This is a genomic window from Lachnoanaerobaculum saburreum DSM 3986, assembly GCF_000185385.1.
In the GTDB taxonomy this organism is placed as follows: domain Bacteria; phylum Bacillota; class Clostridia; order Lachnospirales; family Lachnospiraceae; genus Lachnoanaerobaculum; species Lachnoanaerobaculum saburreum.
The window spans coordinates 801,236-825,198 of the sequence record NZ_GL622296.1 but is presented as its reverse complement, the minus strand read 5'-3'; the positions used below and the strand labels follow the sequence as shown (position 1 = coordinate 825,198).

Sequence of the window (23,963 nt, the reverse complement as noted above, 5' to 3'; positions counted from 1 at the left end):
TTGATTCACTCAATTATTTTATCTTTTTATCCAAATCACTTATAGCACTCTCTTTTTCTTCTCCTGTTATTGTTACATCAGCTTTTAAATATGCACTATGCTTGATATATGTGAATAACAAAAATTCATTGTTACCTATCTTCTTTGCAATATCCTCTGCTATATCAAATTCACATCTTCCAAGTGCTATCCAAAAATCAAATATATTTGTATCTATATTAATATCGGTATACTCAAGTAAATTATCTCTTTGTTCAGTAGTCAAACCCTCTGTAAATATATATGATCTTGCCAATATATACTTTACTTCCTTTGGAAGTTTATCTGTTTTTATACTTTTTAGAGTATCTTCAACCTTTATATAGTCTGAACTGATATAATTCCCATAAGCAGTTATAAGTTTTTCCTTATATGGCAATCTGACAAACTGTACAAAAATACCATATATAAGTATTCCGACGGCTATAAAGGCTGTAACCGGTATTGAAAATTTTAGTTTCTTATATTGAGACTTCTTTACAAGCACCTTGGTATTAATATTTATATCTCTCTCTTTTAAATATCTTTTTAGCAGTTCTTCTTTCAAACTCTTTGTACCATCTATGTTTTTTATAAAACTTTTTTCAGGAACCTTTGCACTCCCACCGATATACTGCTCAAAAGTATATTTATTGTAGAGTACACTTGATACAAGTGCTTTATACTGAATATAGAAATCAGATTCTCCCATTCTTTTATCTCTAACAAGTATCTTAGGTATAAGATTTATATCATATACTATATTTGAAGGTGCAAGGCTAAAAGTATACTCATCGCTCAATTCATCTATATCCGCTATATTCACAAGCAGCCTGTACTTCTCTTCTTTACTAAGTGTGTCTAAAGATTCAAATCGATATAGTCCTTCATCATCAAACTTAAAAATACACTCATCATCTGTCTCTTCTATTTCACAGTCCAACAAATGTTTATTCTCATTTGCCAAAAGAAATCTAATCTCTTTTTCAATATTTAAATCAACATTTTTTACTTTTATTTCAATCATGTCATCTCCTTATCGCTACTAATCTGTCCCCATTTTTTATATTCTCTTCTTCCAATGTTTTATACGCACTTACCGTCCTTTTTTGCATACATGAAAGATAATAATCCGGTAACACATCTTTTCTTATCCTAAGGATATCTTTTGCAACTTCGCCTATACACTGCTTGCTGTTTATACTTAAATCTATTTTTTTCTCATCTATTTGTAGAGTAAAATCAATGTGCATATTTTCTCCTCTTCCCACGATTCAATGCAAAAAGAAGTCCGACACTTCCCATAAATATTAAAAATATTATAGAAAATATCGGACTTATAGTTTTTTCATTTTTATATGTCAAATTGTAATAGTCTGCCTTTGAAGTAAAAATATTAAGCTCACTCATCTTTAATCTTACAAGCTCCTTAGGTAACTGTTCATTATTAACACTGAATGTCAAATTATTTATAAGCTCGTCATATCTTCTATTCTTATCAATTTCCAGTTTTTCAAGCTTTTCCCTGCTTTCTTTGGTCAAAATATTGATACCCGGATACTGATCTGTCAGTGCCTCTTTGTTACTTTGATCCCTTACCTTAAGAACATCCGTATCCAAATCTAATTGCATAAATTACCTCTTTTAGGCCTAATCTTCTTTTTCTTCTCTTTTAAACAATATATTTATTACCAATGCCAACAATACAATAAAGCTTACAGTTCCGACAGATATAGCTCCCTTTGTGTATTTATTATCTAATATGCTTTTCTTTTTAGACGGCAGATTATACATATAGTCACTTTGTACTTCTATATTGCTGTCATCATTCGGTGCTATCTCTACAGGGCTTGATATGAAGTTATATGCATCCTTGTTTCCTATACTTCCAAGTCTTGTATATGAAAGCTTATCTGAAAAATCCCTCATAAGCTCACTGTTCTCCGACTTTGTGTCTTCCTTTTTACTTCTAAGTGCATTTACCACATCTACTACATTCTTCATAGTAGTATCATAGGCCTTGTTTATACTGTCATCATACAGTCTGATATTTTCATCACTTACCCGCATAATGTCATAAACCTGTTTCTCATCATCCGTCTGTTTATCCCTAAACTCTGAAAATGCAAGATTTGCACTTCTTTCCAACTCATTTGCAGCCCTTGACATATAGCTGTCATTTAGATGTTCATACGGATTGTAATCGTCAAGCAAATCCATATACCTTCGCTGTGTCTCATTAAATTCTACAATCTTATCATTTACCTCTGCCGACAGATTTGATACTGAATTATCTATCACATCCTCTATATCATTCCTAAAGACTTCATTCAGTTCGTCTATCGGAAATTTCAATGTTGTTTTTATTGTATTAAAGTCGGTATCGGCTGTTGCATTCAAACCTGTCAAGTATGTGTCCGAACCTACAAAAGGATTCATTGCTACATTAAATCTCGGCACGATATTACTAATCATTCTATCTACCGCATTGGACATTGTGGCTGTATTTATATCTTCACGTATAATTGCATCTGAAGCGGTAGCCAGTTTTGTAAGCAGATAATCTCTTTCCTCAGTATTCATGACCACTTCATGCCTTATCACATCCTCTATATAATGCCTCATACGCTCCATACCGCTTCTTTGTATACTTTGATACTCTTCTTCAAATATTCTCCTGTAGCTATTTTCTATAGTACTGCCTATCTCCAGGTTAATACGATTTTGTAATGCGTTTGACTCTGAAGCCAGATGTATATTTGCCTCTTCCTGTATGACATTCTTTGTCTGTTCATTCTGTTTCTTAAATATCTCATCAAAAATATTAAAAGATGAGTTTAATCCGTCATTATGACCGCTTAAAAGTTTTTCAATATTTTCAAATCCTTGTGAATATACACCATTTCCTGAAGTATCTCTTAGTGGTGTCAGTCCTTCAAAAAATCTCCCAAACTTATTTGTACCTGTTCTTACTTCATCCCCTTCTCTCTTTATATTTTCAAAGTTCTTTTCATTTTCATCCTTAACATCCCTAAGTTCTCTTGAAAATGAATCCACTATATTTTCATTTTCTACATTATACTTATCCATATCCATGTCCGACGGCTTATAATCTATATTATTTTCTTTAACATTCTCATATCTGCCCAGCAAACTCTCAGGCGATATACTGTTTATATTGTCAAGATCTATACCGTCGTTTTTTAGTATCACCTTTGTATTGTCCTGTGCTTTGTGATACTCATCTAATATTGCACTTACATAGATAAATGTTATATTCTCACTGACAACAGATGCAAATGAGTTTATATCATTTACAACACTTGCAAGTGATGCATCATTATTATCCCCGTTCACAGTATATTTTATAGTGGCTTTTTGGGGTTCATTGTTTATACTCTCCACCGCCTTTGAAAATGTGGCAGGTATCACAATATATGCACCATATTCACCGGAATTTAATCCGGCTCTTGCCTCATCAAGTCCGGTCATATGAAAATGTTCATTTGGAAGAGTAACTATTTTCCCTCCATAGTATGCCTTTTTCCCTTTTATTTTTACTCCCTCATCTAAGTTTACAACCGCTATATCTTTTGTAGATACCACCTTATATGCCTTACCTGTTTCACTTATATGATGGTAATTATTTGTAATACTGTTTTGTGGAGTATCTATATTCACAACAGATCCAAGAATTATACCGCCGCATAGCATACATATACTTAAAGCCGCTACCAACAGCTTTGCCGAATTCAAAATCTTGCTCAATGCCCTCCTAAAAACCATCATTCTACTCCATATCTTCAGTGATACTCTTTTCATTAGTAAATAAATTTGCCGAATTTTTCAGTAATTCATCTATTATATTTCTATGTGCATCTATCTCTTTTTCTACATCACCCGCCTGAACCAACCATTTGTTAAGTGATTCTTCAAAACTTGTTCTTCCCGATCCTCCCCATTCACTTATACTTGTAGATTTCATTTTTGTAGCTATATACTTTACTTGTTTTTCTACCTTTTTAAGATTCTCAACATATTTTGTTACAGTATCATATATCAATTCGTTTTTTAGATAGAGGTCTGTTTCTTTGTTGTCCATAACTAACCCTTTCTTTTACCTATCTTTCCTGCTATTTTTTCATCCTGTTCCTTTGTCAGTCTTACGGCATCTCTTCCTTTTGCAACCAGACTTTCCAGTTCAATTCTAAGCTTTATCATATGACTATGAAGTTTTAGATAACTGCTTTCAAAAGATTCTTTACTGGAACCTGACATACTCTCACACAGCAGTCTATTTTGTTCTCTTATCTCAGACATCAACTCTTCTATATCACTGTTCGCATTCTCTATCACATTAAATAAAAGCTCAATATTAGAATATCTCCATACTATCTGTGTCTTACTCAATTTTAACCTCCTTAGTCATCATCATCATGTGCATGGAACCATTCATCTTCCCTTTCCATTCTCGATATCTTATTTTCAAGATTTGATAAACTGTTATTTACATGACCCTTATATTTTCTGATATCATCCTCTTGCACAGCAACCGTATTCTCGATTCTTTGTTTAGCACTGTTGTACTCATCTTCCAATAAAAAGATTGCCATACCCATGGTATTTATTATATCTCCATACCTGTTTCTAATTTCATTGTAACGATTCTCAGTATCACATATTCTATCAAGCATATCACGCAATACTTCCCTATCATGCTCCGCAGCGGCTATATCATCACATCTGCATGCCATATCACTTTCCTCCATACATACCTGCTACAAACTTAGCCTCCATAATCTCACATGAGTTATAATAGTTTATTACTCTTTCTTTGAATCTTTTTCTTGTATTATTACTCTTTTCTATGGAGTCCTTTATATCTGTCCAATCTCTAACCTCTACTCTCCAAAAACTCAATCTTCTTAGATTGTCTGCTATATCTTCCATCTCCGGCAGTATCCTTCCCTCCACCAAGTCATTCATTTCATCAAGTATATTCACCAATTCTTTTGTCTTGGCATAGTTTATTGCTACCGTTCCAAGGTCGGAGGTACCGTATGCTTCACATTTCTTTAAGTTCTCTAAATCTTTGTCTTTTACGATATCTTGCTCATTATACTTATCCAAGGTTCTGTTAAACTCATCCCAGTCATTTGCTATATACTCCACAAAATACATTATAGTCTTTTTGATATTATTTTTCTTTTCTTCTACAAAGTACAATGCATCATATACTGTCCCTAAGGTTTTTATAAACTTATTTTTTTCACCGAATGTGTCAACTATATAATGTACAAACTCTTTTCCTTCTTCTTGAAATAAAGTTTCTACTATTAATTTACCAAGTATTCTTATTCCATTTGAGAAACTTGCAGCTACATCAATCATATCTGATGCTACCTCCAAATTTCTTTTACTTTCATCCGGATTCACTGAGGTAATAGGTTCATGTACATACAAATATTGTAGAAGACACATTCCGGTAATAGCTGCATCTTCTCTATCTGCCTGATTTATCTTCATAAGTTTTTCACTTACTTTCGCTATGAACTTTCCAAATGCGCCCTGCTCCGATACCTGTGCTATCTTTCCGGTTTTGACATCTATCATTGCAGTAGGCAGATGATTCCATAATAAGTCTACAATACTTTCCAGTTTTATCTCAGGAATAAAATATATTCTATTTTCTAATTTTATTACAGATACTCCCAAAACATTTACATAATCATTGTTGGCATGAAATCCATACATTTTATCCTGAATCTTAGCAAATTCTTCAGGTCCAAGGGTCTTTTTCATGTATTCAACAAACTCAGGCGAAAACCCTTGACCGTCTCCACTTATACATCTGTCTATTACATCCGAATATATCATTGTTACCAGCGTAGCCTCATTACCACCTTTTGAATGTCCTGTTACATACACATTATCGTATTTTTCAAAAACTCCACTTTTTTTTAATGTTTCCATATAATCCAGTGCTTCTTCCTGCATTGGAAATGTATATTTTTTTAATTCAGAATCAAATATTCCATTTATTTTCTCTTTTGATATATTCTCATCTTTTGTAAGTAAAGATGATATTTTCCCTTCCAACCCTAACCTTAGAGCGTCCCATGGCATAACTTTGTCTCTACCAATAATCTCCTTTACCCTATCACTTACCACTACCGATTCAGGGTTTACTACACTTGTTGTAAACGTAAATATATTAAAAAAAACTTCACTTTTCTCAAGATCCTCAACAAATGCTTTTGCATTATCAATCCATGATCTGGCAGGCGTTCCTCTAAATGATATATAAACCTGGTCATCTCTTTCAAATGTACAAGCCTGCATACCTTTTGGATTATGATCTTGTTTTTTGTCACCGTCATTATCCTTCCAGCTCATATTTGATATTTTAGCTTTGCCAAGTTCGGGTCTATCCTTTAGGATTGCCTCTATTGCCGGGAGATTTTCTTCTATGGCTTTTTTATCTGACTTGCCCTCTTTATCTAGCTTACCTTCAATTTCACCTAGTAACTTTTCCTTGTTTTTAGCTAATCTAACTATATCATTTATATTTTTGAAATCACTTATATCTAATTTATCCAATGGTAGATATTGAATAATATCATACAGTGCCTTCTCTTGTAACTCATCATCTGTAGGTCTATTGCTTGCCATAATTCTTATCTCCCTCTAAAATATCTACCTCATCAAATCCTATCTTATCCACCTTACTGTATACACTTGAGATTCTATAGTAAAACTTAAGTCTATTAAATGTGTAGTCTATTAATCCTTCTTCAAATTTATCAAACTCTTCTTTTTTTATATATGTAACTAATAGATCACCTACATGTAAATCTTTATTTATAAAGTTTTCACACGTTCTTTTAAAATCCTCCTCTATACTTTCTGCCTGTTTAGATGTGAATATATATGCATTATACATTCCAATACTTTCATATGTCCTCATGTCTGTACCTTCATTCCAACTATCATCCAGTGCAAAACCATATGGATGTATATACACTTTACACTCTCCATATATAGGTTTTACCAACTCATATATATACTTCTCAAGCTCTGCTTTCTTAAGGTAGCCAACATAATTATCATGAAAAGATGTCATTCCTCCCTCACTCTCAAAGTCCACTACTACATGCCACTCCGGTTTTGACTTCGGGTGTACATACACGCTACCTTCATATACATACTCCCCTTCAAACTTCTCTCCATATTTTTTTTGCATGTAATACTCCGCTGCATTCATATAATCTAATTCTGTTAACATGACTACTCTTACTCCTCTTTTTACCAGTATATCTCTAAGAAATACCATGCTCACTATAAAAGCTACTACTAAGAGAATACCTATTATTCCTCGTCCATTTTTACTCAGTTTTCTATTTTGCATTTTATACCTTTAAATTCAAAAATACCCATATATTCATATATCTTAATAAACTAAATAATAACTTATCAATAACATAAATACATGGGCTACAAAACTAACTTCTACTTAAACTTACTTGCAATCTCTTCATCAAGTGCCTGAGTTGCATCTGCCACATCATCACACTGCTTTGCTATGTCCAGTATCAACTGATCCATTTGGTTGAATGAAGGCTGTAATGACTCAAACTGTGCTACAAAGCTCTCACTTGCCGCACCTTCCCATTCGCCCTGCAATGTATTTATCAGATTCCTCATCGTACTTATTACTCTTGAGTACTCTGACTCCGCATTTCTAAACTCACCTGCTCTTGCATGCATCTGCTCCGGTGTAATCCTAATCTGTCCTGACATAGAAGTGACCTCCTTGTGTTTTGTTTTCAGAACAATTTTATTATAATACTTATTTCATACTATTCCAACAATGTATACAGTATACTTTTATATTTTTAATCATTTTATTGAATATTAATCTTTTATGATTAGAAGGATAAATATTTTCTTCGGTATTTTGTAATATTTTGTATGCTTTAATCTATTTTATTGTACCAAGCTTTATATTACAAAATTGTATTAAATTGCTATATATTATAAGCTATATATCATAAATGATAGGGATTGCATAATATCATACAATGCTTTTTCTTGTAGGTCTTTATCTGTAGGTCTATCACTTGCCATAATCCTTGTCTCCTTCCAATATACGCATATCATCAAAACCTGTTTTGTATGCCTTATCATAAAAGCTTGAAATTCTACAATAAAACTTTAAACTATTGAATGTATAGTCTATCAATCTTTCTTCAAACTTATCTAAGTCTTCTTTTGTAATATGTGTAACCAGTAATCTGTTAGTCTGCAAATCTTTATCTACAAATATATCACATACATCTTTAAAATCCTTTTCTCTATTTTCAACATTTTTATCTGTGAATATACATGTAGTATAGTCACTATTACTTACATATGTCATTATATCTGTATCTTTGTTAAAGCTGTCATCCAGTGCAAAACCATATGGTTGTGTGTAAACCTTACACTCCCCATATATAGGTTTTACCAACTCATATATATACTTCTCAAGTTCCGCTTTCTTTAAGTATCCTACATAATTATCACCAAAGTAAGTCCACCCATTTTCACTATAAAATTCTACAACCACATGCCACTGAGGATTTGACTTTGGATGTACATATATACTGTCTTCCAATACATACTCCCCTTCAAACTTCTCTCCATATTTTTTTTGCATGTAATACTCCGCTGCATTCATATAATCTAACTCTGTTAACATGACTACTCTTACTCCTCTTTTTACCAGTATATCTCTAAGAAATACCAGACCCACTATAAAAGCTATTACTAAAAGAATACCTATTATTCCTTGTTCGTTTTGACTTAGTCTTCTCTTTTGCATAACACGCCCTCACATATATCTTTAATATGGCTTCATTCTATCAGTACTTTTCTTGTTTATCAATATGCTTGTTATCTGCAATAAAAATGACGGTCGGAAACCCGAGCCGCCATTTGCCTAAACTTTATTACTCTTTATTTCCACCAATCTGCCTGTTTCTGCCAAGTGCAGTACCTTCTTCCTTTAAATTTGCCCCCTTAAATACAGCATTATTTCCGAACTTTTTTAACTTCAAAAAGCCTCGGTCTGCCCGCCACTCCAAAGCTTTTCAGTTCCGGACTTACTGCAAGGCATATCGTCTTTGCCGTCCTGCTCTCATCTGCAATTACCGGATTCACATCCATAGGAGCAAGGTCCCTTTCCCTGCATTCCACAGAGGCATAGAAGGATTTTAAGTCAATTGTAACAAATATCTTTCTACTGTTCATTATCTATTATCTTAGCTTCCTTATTCAATGCCGGTATTACCTTATTCAAAAAGTCTGTAGTAGCTATCTTCAAAGTGGATGTATTTACACAGGGATGACATCTGATAAAATCCGCCTTTATTACATCACTGTCTATTACAAGATCCACTCTGTTATCCTTATCATTTAAAAGCCCCAGCACACTTACAGACCCCGGTGTCACATCCAGAAATTCCTTCAGATAGTTTTCTTTTGCAAATGAAAGTCTTGACACTTCAAGTTTTTTTGAAATATCCCTTGTTACATATTTCTTATCTCCCGGCATCATAAAGAGGAAAAATACGGTTTCCTGTCTGTTGCAAAGTACTATATTCTTACAAATCTTTACTCCCAACGCTCCCTCTATTTCCCTACATTTTTCCATATTCGAGGCTTCATCATGGTCTACCACTTCATATTCCACACCGATATTATCCAAAAAGTCATAGCATCTTTTTTCTTTTTCCTGTCTTTTTTCTATATCTACGGGTCTTCCCCTGTAAGGTTTTGAAATATACATACTTTCACCGCTACCCCAATACGAATACATACTTATTTTCATCTGACAATTCATTGTCAAATACAAATCCAAGTCTGTCAAATGCTTTTATTTCTTCTTCATTTTGAATATTTTCACCGGCAATAAAATTCACCATTTCTCCTCTTGCCATCTTTGCAGGAGTCGCCTTTTGTACTGTTTTGCCGTTTCTTTTCTCGGCAAATATACAGGTAATAAATTTATCATCTTTTGAAAGATACTTCTCTACAGCCTTTGAATACTCCTTTGAAGCCAAGTTTATCACCACTTCATTATCTGCAAACAGTTCTTTGTAAATCTTATCACCCCAAAATTCATATAGATTTTTGTATTTTCCTATCTTCATCTTTGCCTGCATCTCAAGTCTGTAAGGACTTACCGCATCAAAAGCCCTCAGTATCCCAAAGAATCCTGAAAGTATATATAGATTCTTTCTTATATATTCAATTGAGGAAGACTCCATTACATTTACAGCCATATATTGATACTGTATACCTTGATATGAAAATATTGCAGGGGTAAGACTCCCCTGCAAATCCATATCTTTAAATCTTGCAAAATTTTCATTTGCAATCTTTTCATTACATTTCCAAATCTCTTTTAATTCATCATAGGATTTTTTTCTTATCTCATCTAAAAGTATCCTGCTGTATTCAATATATGCAGGTACACTGCCACCGATGTAGCTGTCACTGTTTTCAACCATAGTCTTGGCAGGTGATACTGCTATTTTCATCCTAAGCTCTCCAGCATATCACCGGGATTCTTAGCTGCCTTCACTTTTTCCATAGCCTCTATAATAAATCCCTTTTCGTCTATCAGATATGTGGTTCTTACAACTCCCATAGATGTTTTTCCATAGAGCTTTTTCTCATGCCATACATCATAAGCCTGTATCACATCAAGCTCAGGATTGGAAAGCAGTGTAAAAGGCAATGAATACTTGTCTTTGAATTTCTTATGTGATGCCACACTGTCCTTACTGACTCCTACCACTTCTACTCCCTTTTCCCTAAACTGCGGATACAGCTCTCCAAAACCGCAAGCCTGCGCACTGCATCCCGGAGTGTTGTCCTTAGGATAAAAATATAATATAAGCTTCTTACCTTCATAATCTGAAAGATTTCTAACAGTTCCGTTCTCATCCGGCAACGAAAATTCCGGTGCCTTTGTACCTATTTTTAACATAAATCCATCCTTATCCAATCTCTTTGAATACACCCTTCAGTGCAGGATATATTCTTTTAAATTTTTGATACCTCGCCTCATATTTTACCACAAGATCGGCTTCAGGTTTTATTTTTTCTTTAATTTTTATTATAGATTTCGCAGCTGTCTCTACACTCGCATATTCCCCACAGCCTACTGCCGCAAGTATTGCGGCACCGAATCCCGGTCCTTCCTCACTTATAGGTACATCCACTTCCACATTCATAATATTTGCCACAAGCCTTTTCCAAAGGGGACTCTTTGCACCTCCTCCACAGATCATAGTTCTATCTATTTTAATACCGAGGCTCCTTGCCACCTCCAAAGAATCTCTAAGAGCGAAGATAACACCTTCAAGTACAGCAAGTGTCATATCTTCTCTCTTTGTATCCATGCTCATTCCGATAAATGTACCTCTGGCATCAGGATCATTGTGCGGTGAGCGTTCTCCCATCAGATATGGCAAAAAGAAGACCTTATTCTCACCGAGATTAACTATATTCTCCTGCTCTTTTATAAAATCCCTTGTCTTTAATATTTCTTCCATCCACCACTTATTACATGATGCCGCACTTAGCATACAGCCCATCAAATGGTAGTTGCCGTCTGCATGAGCAAATGAATGTAGCGCATTAAAGCTGTCCACTCCAAACTTCTTACTTGCTATAAATATAGTTCCGGAAGTACCAAGAGAAATATTGCAGGTACCCTCACCCACTGTAGCGGTACCTATAGCTGCCGCCGCATTGTCTCCGGCTCCTATTATTATCTTTATATCTTTATTCAGCCCAAGTTCATTTGCAAGCTCAGGCTTTATAGTTCCTACCGACTCATAGCTTTCATAAAGTTTCGGAAGCATATCCTCTGAAATGCCACAGATTTTTATCATTTCTTGTGACCATTTTTTGTTCTTTACATCCAAAAGCAACATACCTGAAGCATCCGAATAATCGGTCGCAAAGCTTCCACTAAGCATATAGCTTATATAATCCTTCGGAAGCATTATTTTTGATATCTTCTCAAAAATTTCAGGTTCATTATTTTTTACCCAAAGTATCTTAGGTGCGCTAAATCCTGCAAATGCAATATTTGCTGTAAGCTTAGAAAGCTTTTCTTTGCCTATAACATTGTTCAAATAATCAGTTTCCTCAGTGCTTCTGCCGTCATTCCAAAGTATTGCAGGACGAAGTACATTGTCATCTTTGTCAAGGATAACCAGTCCATGCATCTGCCCACCGAAGCTGATGCCTGCTATTTTATCATCTGCACCTTCACAAATTTCCTTTAATCCTTCCTTTACCGCCAAAAACCAGTCTGTAGGATTTTGCTCACTCCACCCTGAACGTGGAAAGTAAAGCGGATACTCCTTAGATACCGATTTTACAAGTTCACCCTTACTGTTCATCATTATAAGTTTTAGAGCTGAAGTTCCCAAATCAACACCGATATAATACATACTCAATCTCCATAAAAAATATTATTTATTATCAAAAGGATTATAAAATAAATCCCGATTAAACTATGCCGTCTACCTATTACATTAAGATTCCGATCACAAAAAGTCAATTCTATTTTTGCTGTTTTTTATGATAAAATTGCTGTCATATTAAGATTTTACTTTTATTCCTCTGCTGTCTTTGGCAGGAAAACACTTTATTAAATAACTCTTTTTTGTTGTGTCCGTCCGGAGAAAACACCATTTTGAGTCTCGTGTCTTTTACTTGCAGACATATTTATACGGTATCTATGTATGTTTATATTTATACATTTTTATGCATTTGAAGCTTTTGCATTAAAAAAGCTCAGAGAAAACCTCGGAGCTGTTAGTTTTTTCTTTTCGGCAGATGCAATTTGAATACCGAGTCTACAAAGAATATCGCAAGTGCTATAGATCCTGCAATCTTCAATGTCTCATTCATATATGTACTTAGATATGAAGACTCGTTTATAAATGCATACGCACATCTGTATATTGAACCTCCGGGAACTATAGGAAGTATACCGGGTATCAAAAAGTTGCTTACAGGTGCTTTCAAAACTCTGGCAAGTATATGTGACATAGTCGCTATACAAAGTGCGGAGATAAGTGCATCTATCTCTACTCTATGTCCGATTATATCCACAAGCAGATATACTCCCCAACCTATCATGCCTGTAAGCCCCGCCTGCACCATGTATTTTTTCGGCAGCTCTATCATGATACAAAAGGCCACCACCGCAATAAATGCACCTATTATTTTAAATAACATAACCGCCTCACAAAATCACATATGCCAGTGCCACACCTACCGCCACTGCAAATGCTGTTACTCCGGTCTCAAGCATTCTGCTGACACCTGCCGTATAATCTCCGTTCAATGTATCTCTCATAGCTGTGGTAAATACCACCCCGGGAACTATCGGCATGATTCCACCTATAATCACCAGGTCAATATTTATATTCGGCAAAACAAATCTTTGGAAACTTACCGCCGTCACTGCCATAGAAAGTGTGGAAATCATATTTAAAAAGAATGAATTGAACCCGAAAGGCATAAGTATCCACTGTGTAATTGCCATTGCAAGCCCTGCCACACCTGCCGCCATACAGTCCATAAAGTCTCCGCCAAGCATCATTGTAAAAAAAAGCGCCACTCCCACAAAGGAAAGACCATATAAAACTCCTCCAAACTGCCTTATCTCCCTTATTTTTCTTATTTCGGCATATGCCTCATATATATCTATTTTTCCTACACTAAGGGCTCTTGATACATTGTTGATAAGGTATATCCTGTTTATATTTGTAGTTCTGTCCGGCACTCTCTTTGACATAGTGATAAGTCCTTCGTCACTGTCAAGAGTAAGGGTAATACCTGTAGCCAGAACAAATGCTGTATGTGATTCACATTTTGAATAGTTAAGTATTCTGTTCATAGTATCTTCCACCCTACTTATCTCCGCTCCGGCTATAAGCATGGTCTCACCGGCAAGCATTGCAGTTTCTGCAACCACTCTCTCAAGGCTCTTTGATATATTTTTTTTTGCCACTTTTCTTCTCCATTATATTTGATGTTTATAGCAAAACCCTGTATAAATCGTCTAAGACCTTATCTTTATTTACAGGCTTGCACGAAGCTCACTTACTTTATCACGCAATAGTGCCGCATTTTCAAAATCAAGTTCTGCCGCAGCCTTAAACATCTTCTTCTCAAGTTCTTTTATAAGCTTGTTTATTTCCGCCTTGTCCATTGACTCAACATCCTTATCAATAGTTGAAACGCTGTCTGCCGCCTTTGATATAGCTATAAGATCTCTGACCGCCTTCTTTATTGTGGTCGGAGTAATGCCATGCTCCTTATTATAAGCTTCCTGTATCCCCCTTCTTCTGTAAGTCTCATCAATAGCCGCCTTCATAGAGTCGGTCATATTGTCGGCATACATTATAACGTGACCGTCTGCATTTCTGGCCGCTCTACCGATAGTCTGTATCAGTGAGGTTTCACTTCTAAGAAAGCCCTCCTTATCTGCATCAAGTATTGCAACCAAAGTAATCTCAGGTATATCAAGTCCCTCTCTCAAAAGGTTGATACCCACCAAAACGTCAAACTTGTCAAGTCTCATATCTCTGATAATCTCGGCTCTCTCCAATGTATCAATATCGGAGTGCAAATATCTCACTCTGATGCCCACTTCCTTCATATATTCTGTAAGGTCTTCCGCCATCCTCTTTGTAAGTGTAGTAATAAGAATCTTATTTTTTTTCTCAATCTCCTTATTTACCTCACCTATCAGATCATCTATCTGCCCTTCTACAGGCCTTACACTTATGGGCGGATCCAAAAGTCCGGTAGGCCTGATAATCTGCTCTGTTCTAAACATCTCATGTTCTTTTTCATACACACTTGGTGTTGCAGATACAAAAAGCATCTGATCTATCTTTGACTCAAACTCACTAAATTCCAGCGGTCTGTTATCAAGTGCGGACGGCAATCTAAAGCCGTAATTAACCAAAGTCATCTTTCTTGACCTGTCTCCTGCATACATTCCTCTGACCTGCGGGATGGTGATATGTGACTCGTCTACAATTATAAGGAAATCATCTTTGAAATAATCTATAAGTGTGTACGGCGGCTCTCCCGGTGCTGAACCTGTCAAATGCCTTGAATAGTTCTCTATTCCGGAACAAAATCCTGTTTCTCTCATCATTTCCACATCAAAATGAGTTCTCTCATCAATCCTCTGTGCCTCTATCAGCTTATCCTCGGACTTAAAGAAACTTACTCTCTCCTCACATTCTTTCAGTATATTTTCTGTAGCTGTCTTCATCTTTTCAGGTGCCACTACATAATGTGATGCCGGAAATATTACAGCATGTGCAAGTTCCGCTATAATATTTCCTGTAAGTGTATCTATCTCAAGTATTTTGTCCACTTCATCTCCAAAGAACTCAAATCTAAGTGCTGTAGATGTGGATGCAGCCGGAAATACCTCAAGTACATCTCCTCTTACACGAAAGGTACCACGATGAAAGTCCATATCATTTCTGTCATACTGCATATCAATAAGCTTTCTGATGACATCATCCCTGTCCCTCTCCATTCCGGGTCTTAACGATACTACCATCTCCTGATAGTCTATAGGGCTGCCAAGGCCGTAGATACATGATACAGAAGCCACTATAATAACATCTTTTCTCTCTGAAAGTGAGGCTGTCGCAGAATGCCTCAGTTTATCTATCTCATCATTTATTGCCGAGTCTTTCTCAATATATGTATCTGTGGAAGGTACATATGCCTCAGGTTGATAGTAGTCATAGTAAGACACAAAGTATTCTACCGCATTCTCCGGGAAGAATTCCTTAAACTCACCATACAGCTGTGCAGCCAAGGTCTTATTATGTGCTATTATCAGTGTAGGCTTTTGTAACTTCTGAATGACATTTGCCATTGTAAATGTCTTACCTGAACCTGTAGCACCCAACAATGTCTGAAACTGATTCCCCTCTTTGAATCCGTTTACCAACGCCTCTATTGCCTGAGGCTGATCTCCTGTAGGCAAAAACTCTGAATGTAGTTTAAATTCCATTATTTTAACCCCTATCCGATGGCAAATTGCCAATATGGGAAGATTATAGCATGTGAAAAAATAAAAGTATAGTACATCAAACACTTCTCAATTTTTACAAATATCGTTCCTGATTTATAGTATTAAAACAGAACGGTACTCTGTTTAAATAAAAGTTTTAAGAAATTTCATGTGAACTTATTGCCTATACTTTATTGTTATAGTATATTTTAAGAACAACTGATTATTTGAATACGAAATACAATCAGATATGTCGGCTACATTTTAGGGTTACCATATATTTTTCTTATGTAAGAAAGGAAAAAACTGTTATGAAAAAAAATAAATACTTGATGCACATTATAGTCGCACTTACAATTACAGCCTCTATAGGTATTACAGCCTGCAAAAGTTCGGCAGAAGAAACAAAGATGAGTACTGATGAATCCTCTGTTTCTTCTGTAGCTGAGGAAAGTAAAGAAGCAAAATCTCAAAAAAAAACAAAAGAGCTTGACTATAAGAATTTGACTGTAGAAGATCTGACAAAAAACTTAATCGGTAAGAAAGAGCTTACAGATGAAGAATTTTTAGATTTGGTATCAACTTACAGATATGTACCAATTACCGAAGATTTAAATCTTGAAGACGGGAGCGTTACACAGCAGGCATTTTCATTGTTAGATGATAAGAACATTAAGTATACTCCAAGTCAAAATGTGCTGAAAACCTTAATAAAAAGTGAATATCCTCAACTTAGAGGTATTGCATGTGAACTGATGGATGAGTTCAACGGAACAAAAGAGGAAAACATAGATTTGGTGAAAGAAATCCTAAAGACAGAAAAAGAACCGTATGTACTTAGAAGAGCTATAAGTGTAGTAGCATATAAAGCCGGAGAGGATCCTGAAATCGCAAAGTTCCTTCTTGATATGGCAAAAAATGAGAATCCCGGAGTAAGGGAAAGAGCCGCATATTGGTTATGCATAGGTTCCAATAAGGACATAGAAGGAGCACAGGATCTGGTTTTTGAACTTATGCAGGATGAGAATAAAGAAGTTATGAGAACTGCATGTGAAAAAAGCGGAGTATTTAGAGATAATCAAAAAATCACCGAGTATTTAAAATCAATCCTTCTTGATGACAGTAAATATGAACTTCATGGTATCTGCGGTAAAGCCCTTATAGATATGTGGCTTGATCCTCCCAATATGGACGGTCATAATGAAACTGCTTATAATGCAACTGTTGAATATATTGAAAAGACATCAAGAAATGAAAATATACCCGAGTTTACAGTGCTTAATTATTTGAGTGGAATATCTGATGCAGGATTTGAAAAGTGGAAAGCACAAAATCCGTACTACAATAAGGATAAAATAACAGCTGCAATGATTGAAATTATTAAGGATCCTAATGCAAACAGTTTGGCACGTGCTTCCGCCATTGAAGTAATACATGCTCATGGAAAAAAAGAAGCCTTAGAATCTATAAAATCTGTAATTGATGATTTGACAGATAAAGATGCCACGTTTATAAAAGATGTTTTTGCTAAAGAGCTTGCAAAATAAATTGTAAAATGCGACAAGGGTAAATGAAACTCAAGTCGCATTTATTTAACTTTATATTTTGACAGTCTCATTTGTATAAACAGCAGTATCATAGTGTAGTATAAATTTCTAATTCACTTTGTTATTGTATACCCATTTCAGTACCGCCATAGATATAATAATTATATAGCCTATAAAACTGAGTACATCCGGCATCTGACCCACAAATATAAATCCCAAAAGTGCTGAATATATAACCTGTGTATAATCATATACCGAGATTTCCTTTGCCGGAGCATATGTATAGGCTTTTGTGATACAAATCTGTCCCACCATTGCAGAAAACCCTGAACCCAGAAGCATTATAAACTGTACAGGGCTTGGCATAATAAAATTCATGGCCATAAGAGGTATACAGCATATACTTGAAAAAGCCGAGAAGAAAAATACAATAAACATTCCCTTCACACCGCCACCTGTCATCTTTCTCACTAAAGCATAAGCAATGCCTGCCATAAGTCCGCCCATAACTCCTATCATAGCTACTACGAATGCAAAATTTGCACTTGGCTTTACTACAAATATCGCACCGATAAAGGCCACTACAGTAGTAAGAATATCCATAATAACAGGTTTTTCCTGTAAAATTATAAAACTTAACAGTATTGCAAAAAACGGACTTAGCTTATTCAATATGGAAGCATCTGCTATATTCATATGGTCAATTGCATAAAAGTTGCAGATAACACCGATAAATCCACAGGATGATCTGAGCAATAATAAAACCCAATTTTTCCTTCCTATATTTTCCCAATTGTAACCGCTTCTAATAAGCATAATAAATGCTACAACGGTTGCCACAGAATTTCTTGAAAAAACCTTTTCAAATGTAGGCAGTTCCCCTGCCAGTCGTACAAAGAGCCCCATCAGGGCAAATCCAAATGCGGCTCCAAGTATATACAATATACCTATTCTTTTATTGTAATTATTCATATTGAAAACCTTCTTTCGGCTCTCTATCTGCAAATACCCTCTCTAATCTCCTGATGCAGTACATAAATCCGGGGATAAGAAACATATCCGCCACAATCCATGCAAGCGGTGATGCGGCACAAGCTGCAACATATCCAAGCAGCGGCACTCCTATAAATCCTACAATACCTCTGGCAAACATCTCACATACTCCCGAGAGTATTGCAAACATCGGAAATCCCATACCTTGAATAGAATTTCTCCAGACATTAACAAAGATAAGTGCAAAATAAAATCCCGAGTTCCATAAAAGAAATATTCTCGCCCGCTTTATTACATCACTGTTGCTTACATCTATAAACAATTTCGGCAATTCACCGCCTATAAATATCATTAAAATAAATACTATAACAGAGTATATTATTCCTATTATTGTAGCTACTCTTACGCCTTCCTTTACTCTGTCAAGCTTACCCGCTCCAACATTTTGACCGCTGTATGTAGCCATAGTCATACCGAGCGCATCTGTAACCGCCACACAGAAGCTGCTTATCTTACTTCCTGCCGTAACGGCCGCCACTGTGACAGCACCAAGTCCGTTCACCGCCGTCTGAAGTATTACAGATCCGATAGCAGTAATTGAGTACTGTAGTCCCATAGGTATGCCCATAGAAAGCACTACCTTTATGTGCTTTATTGAGATTGCACCCTCTCCCGGCTCAAGCTTTAATATATGAAACTTTTTTACCATATATATAACGCATAATATCCCCGATACAAGTTGTGATATAACTGTAGCATAGGCAGGTCCCGCAACTCCCAGCCCCATAATCTTTATAGATACAATGTCCAGAACTATATTAAGGAGTGCAGCCACTATAAGAAAATAAAGCGGTGTCTTTGAATCTCCAAGGGCTCTTATTATACTTGCCGTCAAATTGTACAGATACATTACAGGTATGCCTGCAAATATAATTACTATATAAATATATGCCTCGTCCATAATCTGTGCCGGCGTATTAGTCACAACAAGTATAGCCTTTGTAAGCAAACATACTACAGCTGTAAGTACTATCGAAAAAAATATTCCCATATACATTGCATTCATGGTGAATTTTCTCATCTCTTTGTAGTCTTTTGCACCGAATTTTTGTGCTACAGGTATGGCAAAACCTGCCGTATTTCCTATAACAAAACCGTTTACCATAAAGAATATGGCACCTGTGGAACCCACAGCTGCCAATGAATTAACGCCCAAATACTTACCTACCATCACTGTATCCACCATGCTGTAAAACTGCTGGAAGAGTGTTCCTATAAGCATCGGTATAGCAAATGCCACTATAAGCTTTAGCGGGTTGCCACAGGTCATGTCTGTGATACTTTCTTTTCCTTTTTCCATAATTCCCTCAAATAAAAATATCTTTTATATAAAAAATATATTTTATAAATCTTCGATATCTTTATTTAAAATAAGCTTCAGTTTTTCCATGCTGTTATTCAAAATAAGTTCTTTCGGAAAAGCTGATTCATTTAATAAGTCATCACAATTCCCAAAGTCACCTACATAATCTGCATAGTGACTGTCTGTATTACATACAACATATGTCCCATATTTTTTTGCGGCCAAAAGCATCTTTGCCGCATTCTCTCTGCCTCCCACTCTGGCAGACATTGGATTTAATGATGAATTGTTAAGCTCAAGTACAACACCTCTTTTGGCGGCTTCCTTTGCCAATGCATCATGGTCTATCGGATATCTGCCGTCATCAGGATGACCGATTATTTTAACATATGGATTTGACATCGCACCGAAGTATGCATTCATATTTTCATCCAAACTGCCCGGTTCTATACAAATAGTATGCAGGCTGGCTATAACATAATCAAGTCTTTTGAGTACATTCTCATCAACATCAAGATTACCTTTAAAGTCCATGATATTAGCCTCTACACCTCTAAGTATAAGCACACCCTTGTATTTTCTGGGAATAACCTTAAAGTTCATAAAGTATATATTCTTACATGAACCCGGTACCGCCTCACTGTGGTCTGAAAATCCATATGCTAAAAGACCCTTGGCCGCCGCCTCTTCCATGTTCTCTTTCAAGGTGGAATAAGCGTGACCGCTGGCTATGGTATGTGTATGCAAATCAAATAAATATTTCATATTATTTCTTGAAAAGGTCTCCAAGCTTATCCACTGCACCTGCAATTCCAACCTTTGCAATTTGTGCCTTTACACCATTTACAACCGCATCAAACTGACCGTCAGGAATATCAATTCCTGTAAGGTTTTCAATTGTCTTTTCAGGATCACTTGTAAGATTTGCCAAAAGTGCCGGGTCTGCCTTTGCCTTATTGATTATATCTGTTACTATTTTTGTTATATCCATATTCTCTCCTTTATAAAACTAAAGCCAAGACTGTAAAATCCTTGGCTTTAGCGAAATTAATTGTATTTTATTAAATCATCTTTCCTGACATCTGCTTTGCAACTTCCTCTGCAAAGTTCTCACTCTTCTTTTCAAGACCTTCACCTGTCTCAAATCTGACAAAACCTTTTATAGAAACCTTAGCATTGTTTGCCTTGGCAACCTCTGCTACATAAGCGGCTACCGACTGCTTGCCGTCTGCCGCCTTGACATATGGCTGATCAAGAAGACAAATCTCTTTAAGCTCTTTCTTGATTCTTCCTTCAATCATTCCCATAATAACTTTCTCAGGCTTTGAAGCTTCCTTAGGATCATTCTTAATCTGAGCTAATAAAATCTCTCTCTCTTTTGCAAGATAATCCGCATCAACTTCCTTGTCTGAAGTATACTTCGGATGAAGCGCCGCAACCTGCATTGCAACATTCTTTGCCATCTCTTTGATCTCATCATTGACAACATCACTTACAACATCCACCAAAACGCCAATCTTTCCGCCTGCATGTATGTAAGAAACTACACAACCGTCAGCCTCTTCCACCTTTGCAAATCTTCTGATTGACATGTTCTCACCAATGATGGAAATCATGCTTGAAAGCTTCTCAGCTACTGTGAGGCTTGGGTCAAGCTCCCACTTCTCATTCAAGAACTCTTCTGTAGTACCTGCACTTGTCTTTAATGCCTGTGCCGCAACCTCACCGACATAAGTTCTGAACTTCTCATTCTTTGCAACAAAATCTGTCTCGGCATTCACCTCAAGTACAACAGCCTTCTTTGCATCATCACTGACACAAACATCTACTATACCTTCAGCCGCTATACGACCTGCTTTCTTCTGTGCTCCTGCAAGTCCTTTTTCACGAAGAAAGTCAACTGCCGCATCCATATCTCCATCAGTTGCAGCAAGGGCCTTCTTACAATCCATCATTCCTGCACCTGTCATCTCTCTTAACTCTTTTACCATTGCCGCTGTTACTGCTGCCATTGTAAAACCTCCTAAAATTTATAATATGACAAGTTGCAAAGTGGAAAACCAGCTTTGCAACCTGCCTATAAGTTAATGTTTATATTAGAACTGTCTGTCATCTAATGCTTCCTTCTCCGGAGCAAACTCATTGCCCTCAAGAGAATCATCAACCTCACTATCCGACTCACTGTCCGGAGTTGAAAGAATCTCACCCTGATTTGCCTCGATAACCGCATCTGCCATTTTAGCTACAATAAGCTTTACAGCACGAATTGCATCATCATTTCCCGGTATAAGATAATCAAGCTCATCCGGATCACAGTTTGTATCACAGATACCGATAAGCGGAATACCCAGAGTATGAGCCTCCTGAACACAGATTCTCTCCTTCTTAGGATCTATAATAAAGATTGCATCCGGGATTTCTTTCATATCCTTGATACCTCCAAGGTTCTTCTCAAGCTTCTCCCATTCTTTCTTTAACTTGATAACTTCCTTCTTCGGAAGTAAATCAAATGTACCGTCTTCACTCATCTCTTCCAGCTGATGAAGTCTCTTGATTCTTGACTGGATTGTCTTAAAGTTTGTAAGCATTCCGCCAAGCCATCTCTCATTGACATAGTACATTCCACAACGCTCTGCTTCTTCCTTGATAGCATCCTGCGCCTGCTTCTTTGTACCTACAAAAAGGATCTTTCCGCCATCCTTGGCTATATCCGACATAGCATTGTATGCCGTATCAACCATACCTACACTCTGCTGAAGATCGATAATATGTATACCGTTTCTCTCTGTGTAGATATATGGAGCCATCTTAGGGTTCCATCTTCTTGTCTGATGTCCGAAGTGAACACCTGCCTCAAGTAACTGCTTCATTGAAATAACACTCATTATTTTTCTCCTTTGGTTTTTCTTCCGTCAGGCCTAAGAAAAGAACCTTTGGCACCACCTTTCTCATTCACCTGATGTGCTTATTTAGCTATAAAATCTTATCACAATATCCGCCCGATTGCAACTTTAAATTTTTATTGAATTATGTCCGGATGAACTTAAGATAGGGATGGAATGACTCATTTTTAGTCATTCCATCCCTGAACTTTCAATAATAAAGAACTCTTTTAGCCTTTATCTTAATAATCTGTATTTCTTTAACAGCTCATGTCTATAGACTTTATCTGTATTAGCCTTTATTATGGTTTCTAAATTACCTTCCTTGGCCAATATTGTATTCAGCTCACTTACCATATCGGCTCCCCTTTCTATACCCTCTGCTCTGCCTTCCGTTCTTCCTTCTGTTCTTCCTTCCGTTCTACCCTGTTTAAGTCCCTTTTCAATCCCCTGCTCTTTTGCTATTTCAAAAAATCCTTTCATATTGTTTATCTTCCTTTCATGCACCGTCTTTATTATCTTTTCAACATTTTTAAAACCTGTCATTGCAGACATCAGCATCAAAATCTCATCTATATGCTTTACTTTACTTTCGTCACCTATATACTTTTTATTTTTTCTCATCTGATACAAATAGTCCGCCAACATATGAAAGTCACTCTTAAATAAATCTATCTTTTCCCTATCCAAAAATGCTATTTCAAATACATTTATCTTATAGTCACTTACATACGGTTTTAGATTATCATCTACTTCAAGCAAATCCAATAATGAATTTGAGTATTTCCAATTTCTGTCATATCCCATATATAACACCAATGTAATTACAGGATATTTCTTTTTATATCTGTTTTCTTTCAATACCTGCTTTTTATACTCCGCTCCGTCATACCCTATAACCCTAAGCGGCATCAGCTTTTCCGGTGTAGTCTGATTTTCAAGGCCAAACAATGCTATATTGATTTGGCTGTTCTTCCAATACTTTGCAACATCTCTATCCTGTGAGTAAATATCACCATCTATCTTTAATGCACTGTCGA

Annotated in this window: 26 protein-coding genes and 1 pseudogene; 1 reads left to right on the top strand and 26 read right to left on the bottom strand. The window is 36.1% G+C overall.

Going from position 1 to position 23,963, the window contains the following annotated elements:
- Nucleotides 1–13 precede the first annotated feature (13 nt).
- The 19 genes and pseudogenes from HMPREF0381_RS03970 to uvrB all read right to left on the bottom strand — a co-directional run bounded on the left by HMPREF0381_RS03970 (nucleotide 14) and on the right by uvrB (nucleotide 16,138).
- A complete protein-coding gene (locus HMPREF0381_RS03970) occupies nucleotides 14–1,045 on the bottom strand; it encodes a type VII secretion protein EssB/YukC (protein ID WP_008750592.1) in 1,032 nt (343 codons plus the stop codon).
- Nucleotide 1,046: 1 nt separating this feature from the next.
- Entirely contained in the window at nucleotides 1,047–1,271 is a 225-nt protein-coding gene (locus tag HMPREF0381_RS03965; RefSeq protein ID WP_008750591.1) for a hypothetical protein, read from the bottom strand.
- Nucleotides 1,261–1,650 (bottom strand): hypothetical protein, encoded by a 390-nt coding sequence (locus tag HMPREF0381_RS03960; RefSeq protein ID WP_008750590.1) that lies wholly within the window; start codon nucleotides 1,648–1,650, stop codon nucleotides 1,261–1,263. Before HMPREF0381_RS03960 ends, HMPREF0381_RS03965 begins: the two co-directional genes overlap by 11 nt.
- An 18-nt stretch (nucleotides 1,651–1,668) precedes the next feature.
- On the bottom strand, nucleotides 1,669–3,786 hold the full coding sequence (locus HMPREF0381_RS03955) for a YhgE/Pip domain-containing protein (RefSeq protein ID WP_242824388.1): 2,118 nt from the start codon (nucleotides 3,784–3,786) through the stop codon (nucleotides 1,669–1,671).
- A gap of 22 nt (nucleotides 3,787–3,808) precedes the next feature.
- Nucleotides 3,809–4,120, bottom strand: a complete 312-nt coding sequence (locus HMPREF0381_RS03950; RefSeq protein WP_008750588.1) for a hypothetical protein — start codon at nucleotides 4,118–4,120, stop codon at nucleotides 3,809–3,811.
- A gap of 2 nt (nucleotides 4,121–4,122) precedes the next feature.
- Complete coding sequence (locus HMPREF0381_RS03945) at nucleotides 4,123–4,428, bottom strand: WXG100 family type VII secretion target (protein WP_008750587.1); 306 nt, start codon at nucleotides 4,426–4,428, stop codon at nucleotides 4,123–4,125.
- A gap of 11 nt (nucleotides 4,429–4,439) precedes the next feature.
- Nucleotides 4,440–4,772 carry a hypothetical protein gene (locus HMPREF0381_RS03940; protein WP_242824387.1) on the bottom strand — a complete coding sequence of 111 codons (333 nt, stop codon included), beginning with the start codon at nucleotides 4,770–4,772 and terminating at the stop codon, nucleotides 4,440–4,442.
- A gap of 1 nt (nucleotide 4,773) precedes the next feature.
- A complete protein-coding gene (locus tag HMPREF0381_RS03935; protein ID WP_008750585.1) occupies nucleotides 4,774–6,690 on the bottom strand; it encodes an Mbeg1-like protein in 1,917 nt (638 codons plus the stop codon).
- On the bottom strand, nucleotides 6,677–7,426 hold the full coding sequence (locus HMPREF0381_RS03930; RefSeq protein WP_008750584.1) for a hypothetical protein: 750 nt from the start codon (nucleotides 7,424–7,426) through the stop codon (nucleotides 6,677–6,679). The genes HMPREF0381_RS03935 and HMPREF0381_RS03930 overlap by 14 nt, the downstream gene beginning before the upstream one ends.
- A 101-nt stretch (nucleotides 7,427–7,527) precedes the next feature.
- The gene (locus HMPREF0381_RS03925; protein ID WP_008750583.1) at nucleotides 7,528–7,818 is read right to left on the bottom strand and encodes a WXG100 family type VII secretion target; all 291 of its coding nucleotides are present in this window, start codon (nucleotides 7,816–7,818) and stop codon (nucleotides 7,528–7,530) included.
- Nucleotides 7,819–8,134: 316 nt separating this feature from the next.
- Complete coding sequence (locus HMPREF0381_RS03920) at nucleotides 8,135–8,881, bottom strand: hypothetical protein (protein WP_008750582.1); 747 nt, start codon at nucleotides 8,879–8,881, stop codon at nucleotides 8,135–8,137.
- Between the two features lie 221 nt (nucleotides 8,882–9,102).
- Nucleotides 9,103–9,309 (bottom strand): annotated as a pseudogene (locus HMPREF0381_RS03915) (Y-family DNA polymerase); the annotation flags it as partial.
- On the bottom strand, nucleotides 9,299–9,847 hold the full coding sequence (locus HMPREF0381_RS03910) for a prolyl-tRNA synthetase associated domain-containing protein (protein WP_040461121.1): 549 nt from the start codon (nucleotides 9,845–9,847) through the stop codon (nucleotides 9,299–9,301). The gene HMPREF0381_RS03910 and the pseudogene HMPREF0381_RS03915, both read right to left, overlap by 11 nt.
- 10 nt (nucleotides 9,848–9,857) lie before the next feature.
- Nucleotides 9,858–10,601, bottom strand: coding sequence for a peroxide stress protein YaaA (gene yaaA / locus HMPREF0381_RS03905; protein WP_008750579.1), 744 nt, complete (start codon nucleotides 10,599–10,601; stop codon nucleotides 9,858–9,860).
- Nucleotides 10,598–11,053 (bottom strand): thioredoxin-dependent thiol peroxidase, encoded by a 456-nt coding sequence (bcp, locus tag HMPREF0381_RS03900; protein ID WP_040461120.1) that lies wholly within the window; start codon nucleotides 11,051–11,053, stop codon nucleotides 10,598–10,600. The genes yaaA and bcp overlap by 4 nt, the downstream gene beginning before the upstream one ends.
- 10 nt (nucleotides 11,054–11,063) lie before the next feature.
- Entirely contained in the window at nucleotides 11,064–12,530 is a 1,467-nt protein-coding gene (gene xylB, locus HMPREF0381_RS03895; RefSeq protein WP_008750577.1) for a xylulokinase, read from the bottom strand.
- Between the two features lie 367 nt (nucleotides 12,531–12,897).
- Nucleotides 12,898–13,323: a threonine/serine exporter family protein gene (locus tag HMPREF0381_RS03890; protein WP_008750576.1), complete on the bottom strand. Its 426-nt coding sequence runs from the start codon at nucleotides 13,321–13,323 to the stop codon at nucleotides 12,898–12,900.
- Nucleotides 13,324–13,330: 7 nt separating this feature from the next.
- Nucleotides 13,331–14,101: a threonine/serine exporter family protein gene (locus HMPREF0381_RS03885; protein WP_008750575.1), complete on the bottom strand. Its 771-nt coding sequence runs from the start codon at nucleotides 14,099–14,101 to the stop codon at nucleotides 13,331–13,333.
- A 69-nt stretch (nucleotides 14,102–14,170) separates the two neighbouring features.
- Nucleotides 14,171–16,138, bottom strand: a complete 1,968-nt coding sequence (uvrB, locus tag HMPREF0381_RS03880) for an excinuclease ABC subunit UvrB (RefSeq protein WP_008750574.1) — start codon at nucleotides 16,136–16,138, stop codon at nucleotides 14,171–14,173.
- 311 nt (nucleotides 16,139–16,449) lie between these two features.
- On the opposite strand from uvrB, the gene HMPREF0381_RS03875 reads away from it, so the two are divergent.
- Nucleotides 16,450–17,685, top strand: coding sequence for a HEAT repeat domain-containing protein (locus HMPREF0381_RS03875; RefSeq protein ID WP_008750573.1), 1,236 nt, complete (start codon nucleotides 16,450–16,452; stop codon nucleotides 17,683–17,685).
- Between the two features lie 108 nt (nucleotides 17,686–17,793).
- On the opposite strand, the gene HMPREF0381_RS03870 is transcribed toward HMPREF0381_RS03875, so the two are convergent.
- The 7 genes from HMPREF0381_RS03870 to HMPREF0381_RS03840 all read right to left on the bottom strand — a co-directional run.
- A complete protein-coding gene (locus HMPREF0381_RS03870) occupies nucleotides 17,794–18,657 on the bottom strand; it encodes a DMT family transporter (RefSeq protein ID WP_008750572.1) in 864 nt (287 codons plus the stop codon).
- Nucleotides 18,650–20,038 carry an MATE family efflux transporter gene (locus HMPREF0381_RS03865; protein ID WP_008750571.1) on the bottom strand — a complete coding sequence of 463 codons (1,389 nt, stop codon included), beginning with the start codon at nucleotides 20,036–20,038 and terminating at the stop codon, nucleotides 18,650–18,652. The genes HMPREF0381_RS03870 and HMPREF0381_RS03865 overlap by 8 nt, the downstream gene beginning before the upstream one ends.
- Before the next feature lie 42 nt (nucleotides 20,039–20,080).
- The gene (locus HMPREF0381_RS03860) at nucleotides 20,081–20,806 is read right to left on the bottom strand and encodes a phosphatase (protein ID WP_008750570.1); all 726 of its coding nucleotides are present in this window, start codon (nucleotides 20,804–20,806) and stop codon (nucleotides 20,081–20,083) included.
- Nucleotide 20,807: 1 nt separating this feature from the next.
- Entirely contained in the window at nucleotides 20,808–21,032 is a 225-nt protein-coding gene (locus tag HMPREF0381_RS03855; RefSeq protein WP_008750569.1) for a hypothetical protein, read from the bottom strand.
- 70 nt (nucleotides 21,033–21,102) lie between these two features.
- Nucleotides 21,103–22,053 carry a translation elongation factor Ts gene (tsf, locus tag HMPREF0381_RS03850; RefSeq protein ID WP_008750568.1) on the bottom strand — a complete coding sequence of 317 codons (951 nt, stop codon included), beginning with the start codon at nucleotides 22,051–22,053 and terminating at the stop codon, nucleotides 21,103–21,105.
- Nucleotides 22,054–22,137: 84 nt separating this feature from the next.
- Nucleotides 22,138–22,926: a 30S ribosomal protein S2 gene (gene rpsB / locus HMPREF0381_RS03845; RefSeq protein ID WP_008750567.1), complete on the bottom strand. Its 789-nt coding sequence runs from the start codon at nucleotides 22,924–22,926 to the stop codon at nucleotides 22,138–22,140.
- A 234-nt stretch (nucleotides 22,927–23,160) separates the two neighbouring features.
- The coding region (locus HMPREF0381_RS03840) for an Rpn family recombination-promoting nuclease/putative transposase (protein ID WP_008750566.1) at nucleotides 23,161–23,963 on the bottom strand (803 nt) is incomplete at its 5' end.

What these genes read in the sequence shown, in the direction of transcription:
- HMPREF0381_RS03970 (WP_008750592.1), bottom strand. Translation starts at nt 1,045, where the DNA reads ATGATTGAAATAAAAGTAAAAAATGTTGATTTAAATATTGAAAAAGAG.
- HMPREF0381_RS03965 (WP_008750591.1), bottom strand. Translation starts at nt 1,271, where the DNA reads ATGCACATTGATTTTACTCTACAAATAGATGAGAAAAAAATAGATTTA.
- HMPREF0381_RS03960 (WP_008750590.1), bottom strand. Translation starts at nt 1,650, where the DNA reads ATGCAATTAGATTTGGATACGGATGTTCTTAAGGTAAGGGATCAAAGT.
- HMPREF0381_RS03950 (WP_008750588.1), bottom strand. Translation starts at nt 4,120, where the DNA reads ATGGACAACAAAGAAACAGACCTCTATCTAAAAAACGAATTGATATAT.
- HMPREF0381_RS03940 (WP_242824387.1), bottom strand. Translation starts at nt 4,772, where the DNA reads ATGGCATGCAGATGTGATGATATAGCCGCTGCGGAGCATGATAGGGAA.
- HMPREF0381_RS03935 (WP_008750585.1), bottom strand. Translation starts at nt 6,690, where the DNA reads ATGGCAAGCAATAGACCTACAGATGATGAGTTACAAGAGAAGGCACTG.
- HMPREF0381_RS03930 (WP_008750584.1), bottom strand. Translation starts at nt 7,426, where the DNA reads ATGCAAAATAGAAAACTGAGTAAAAATGGACGAGGAATAATAGGTATT.
- HMPREF0381_RS03925 (WP_008750583.1), bottom strand. Translation starts at nt 7,818, where the DNA reads ATGTCAGGACAGATTAGGATTACACCGGAGCAGATGCATGCAAGAGCA.
- HMPREF0381_RS03920 (WP_008750582.1), bottom strand. Translation starts at nt 8,881, where the DNA reads ATGCAAAAGAGAAGACTAAGTCAAAACGAACAAGGAATAATAGGTATT.
- HMPREF0381_RS03910 (WP_040461121.1), bottom strand. Translation starts at nt 9,847, where the DNA reads ATGTATATTTCAAAACCTTACAGGGGAAGACCCGTAGATATAGAAAAA.
- yaaA (WP_008750579.1), bottom strand. Translation starts at nt 10,601, where the DNA reads ATGAAAATAGCAGTATCACCTGCCAAGACTATGGTTGAAAACAGTGAC.
- bcp (WP_040461120.1), bottom strand. Translation starts at nt 11,053, where the DNA reads ATGTTAAAAATAGGTACAAAGGCACCGGAATTTTCGTTGCCGGATGAG.
- xylB (WP_008750577.1), bottom strand. Translation starts at nt 12,530, where the DNA reads ATGTATTATATCGGTGTTGATTTGGGAACTTCAGCTCTAAAACTTATA.
- HMPREF0381_RS03890 (WP_008750576.1), bottom strand. Translation starts at nt 13,323, where the DNA reads ATGTTATTTAAAATAATAGGTGCATTTATTGCGGTGGTGGCCTTTTGT.
- uvrB (WP_008750574.1), bottom strand. Translation starts at nt 16,138, where the DNA reads ATGGAATTTAAACTACATTCAGAGTTTTTGCCTACAGGAGATCAGCCT.
- HMPREF0381_RS03875 (WP_008750573.1), top strand. Translation starts at nt 16,450, where the DNA reads ATGAAAAAAAATAAATACTTGATGCACATTATAGTCGCACTTACAATT.
- HMPREF0381_RS03870 (WP_008750572.1), bottom strand. Translation starts at nt 18,657, where the DNA reads ATGAATAATTACAATAAAAGAATAGGTATATTGTATATACTTGGAGCC.
- HMPREF0381_RS03865 (WP_008750571.1), bottom strand. Translation starts at nt 20,038, where the DNA reads ATGGAAAAAGGAAAAGAAAGTATCACAGACATGACCTGTGGCAACCCG.
- HMPREF0381_RS03860 (WP_008750570.1), bottom strand. Translation starts at nt 20,806, where the DNA reads ATGAAATATTTATTTGATTTGCATACACATACCATAGCCAGCGGTCAC.
- HMPREF0381_RS03855 (WP_008750569.1), bottom strand. Translation starts at nt 21,032, where the DNA reads ATGGATATAACAAAAATAGTAACAGATATAATCAATAAGGCAAAGGCA.
- tsf (WP_008750568.1), bottom strand. Translation starts at nt 22,053, where the DNA reads ATGGCAGCAGTAACAGCGGCAATGGTAAAAGAGTTAAGAGAGATGACA.
- rpsB (WP_008750567.1), bottom strand. Translation starts at nt 22,926, where the DNA reads ATGAGTGTTATTTCAATGAAGCAGTTACTTGAGGCAGGTGTTCACTTC.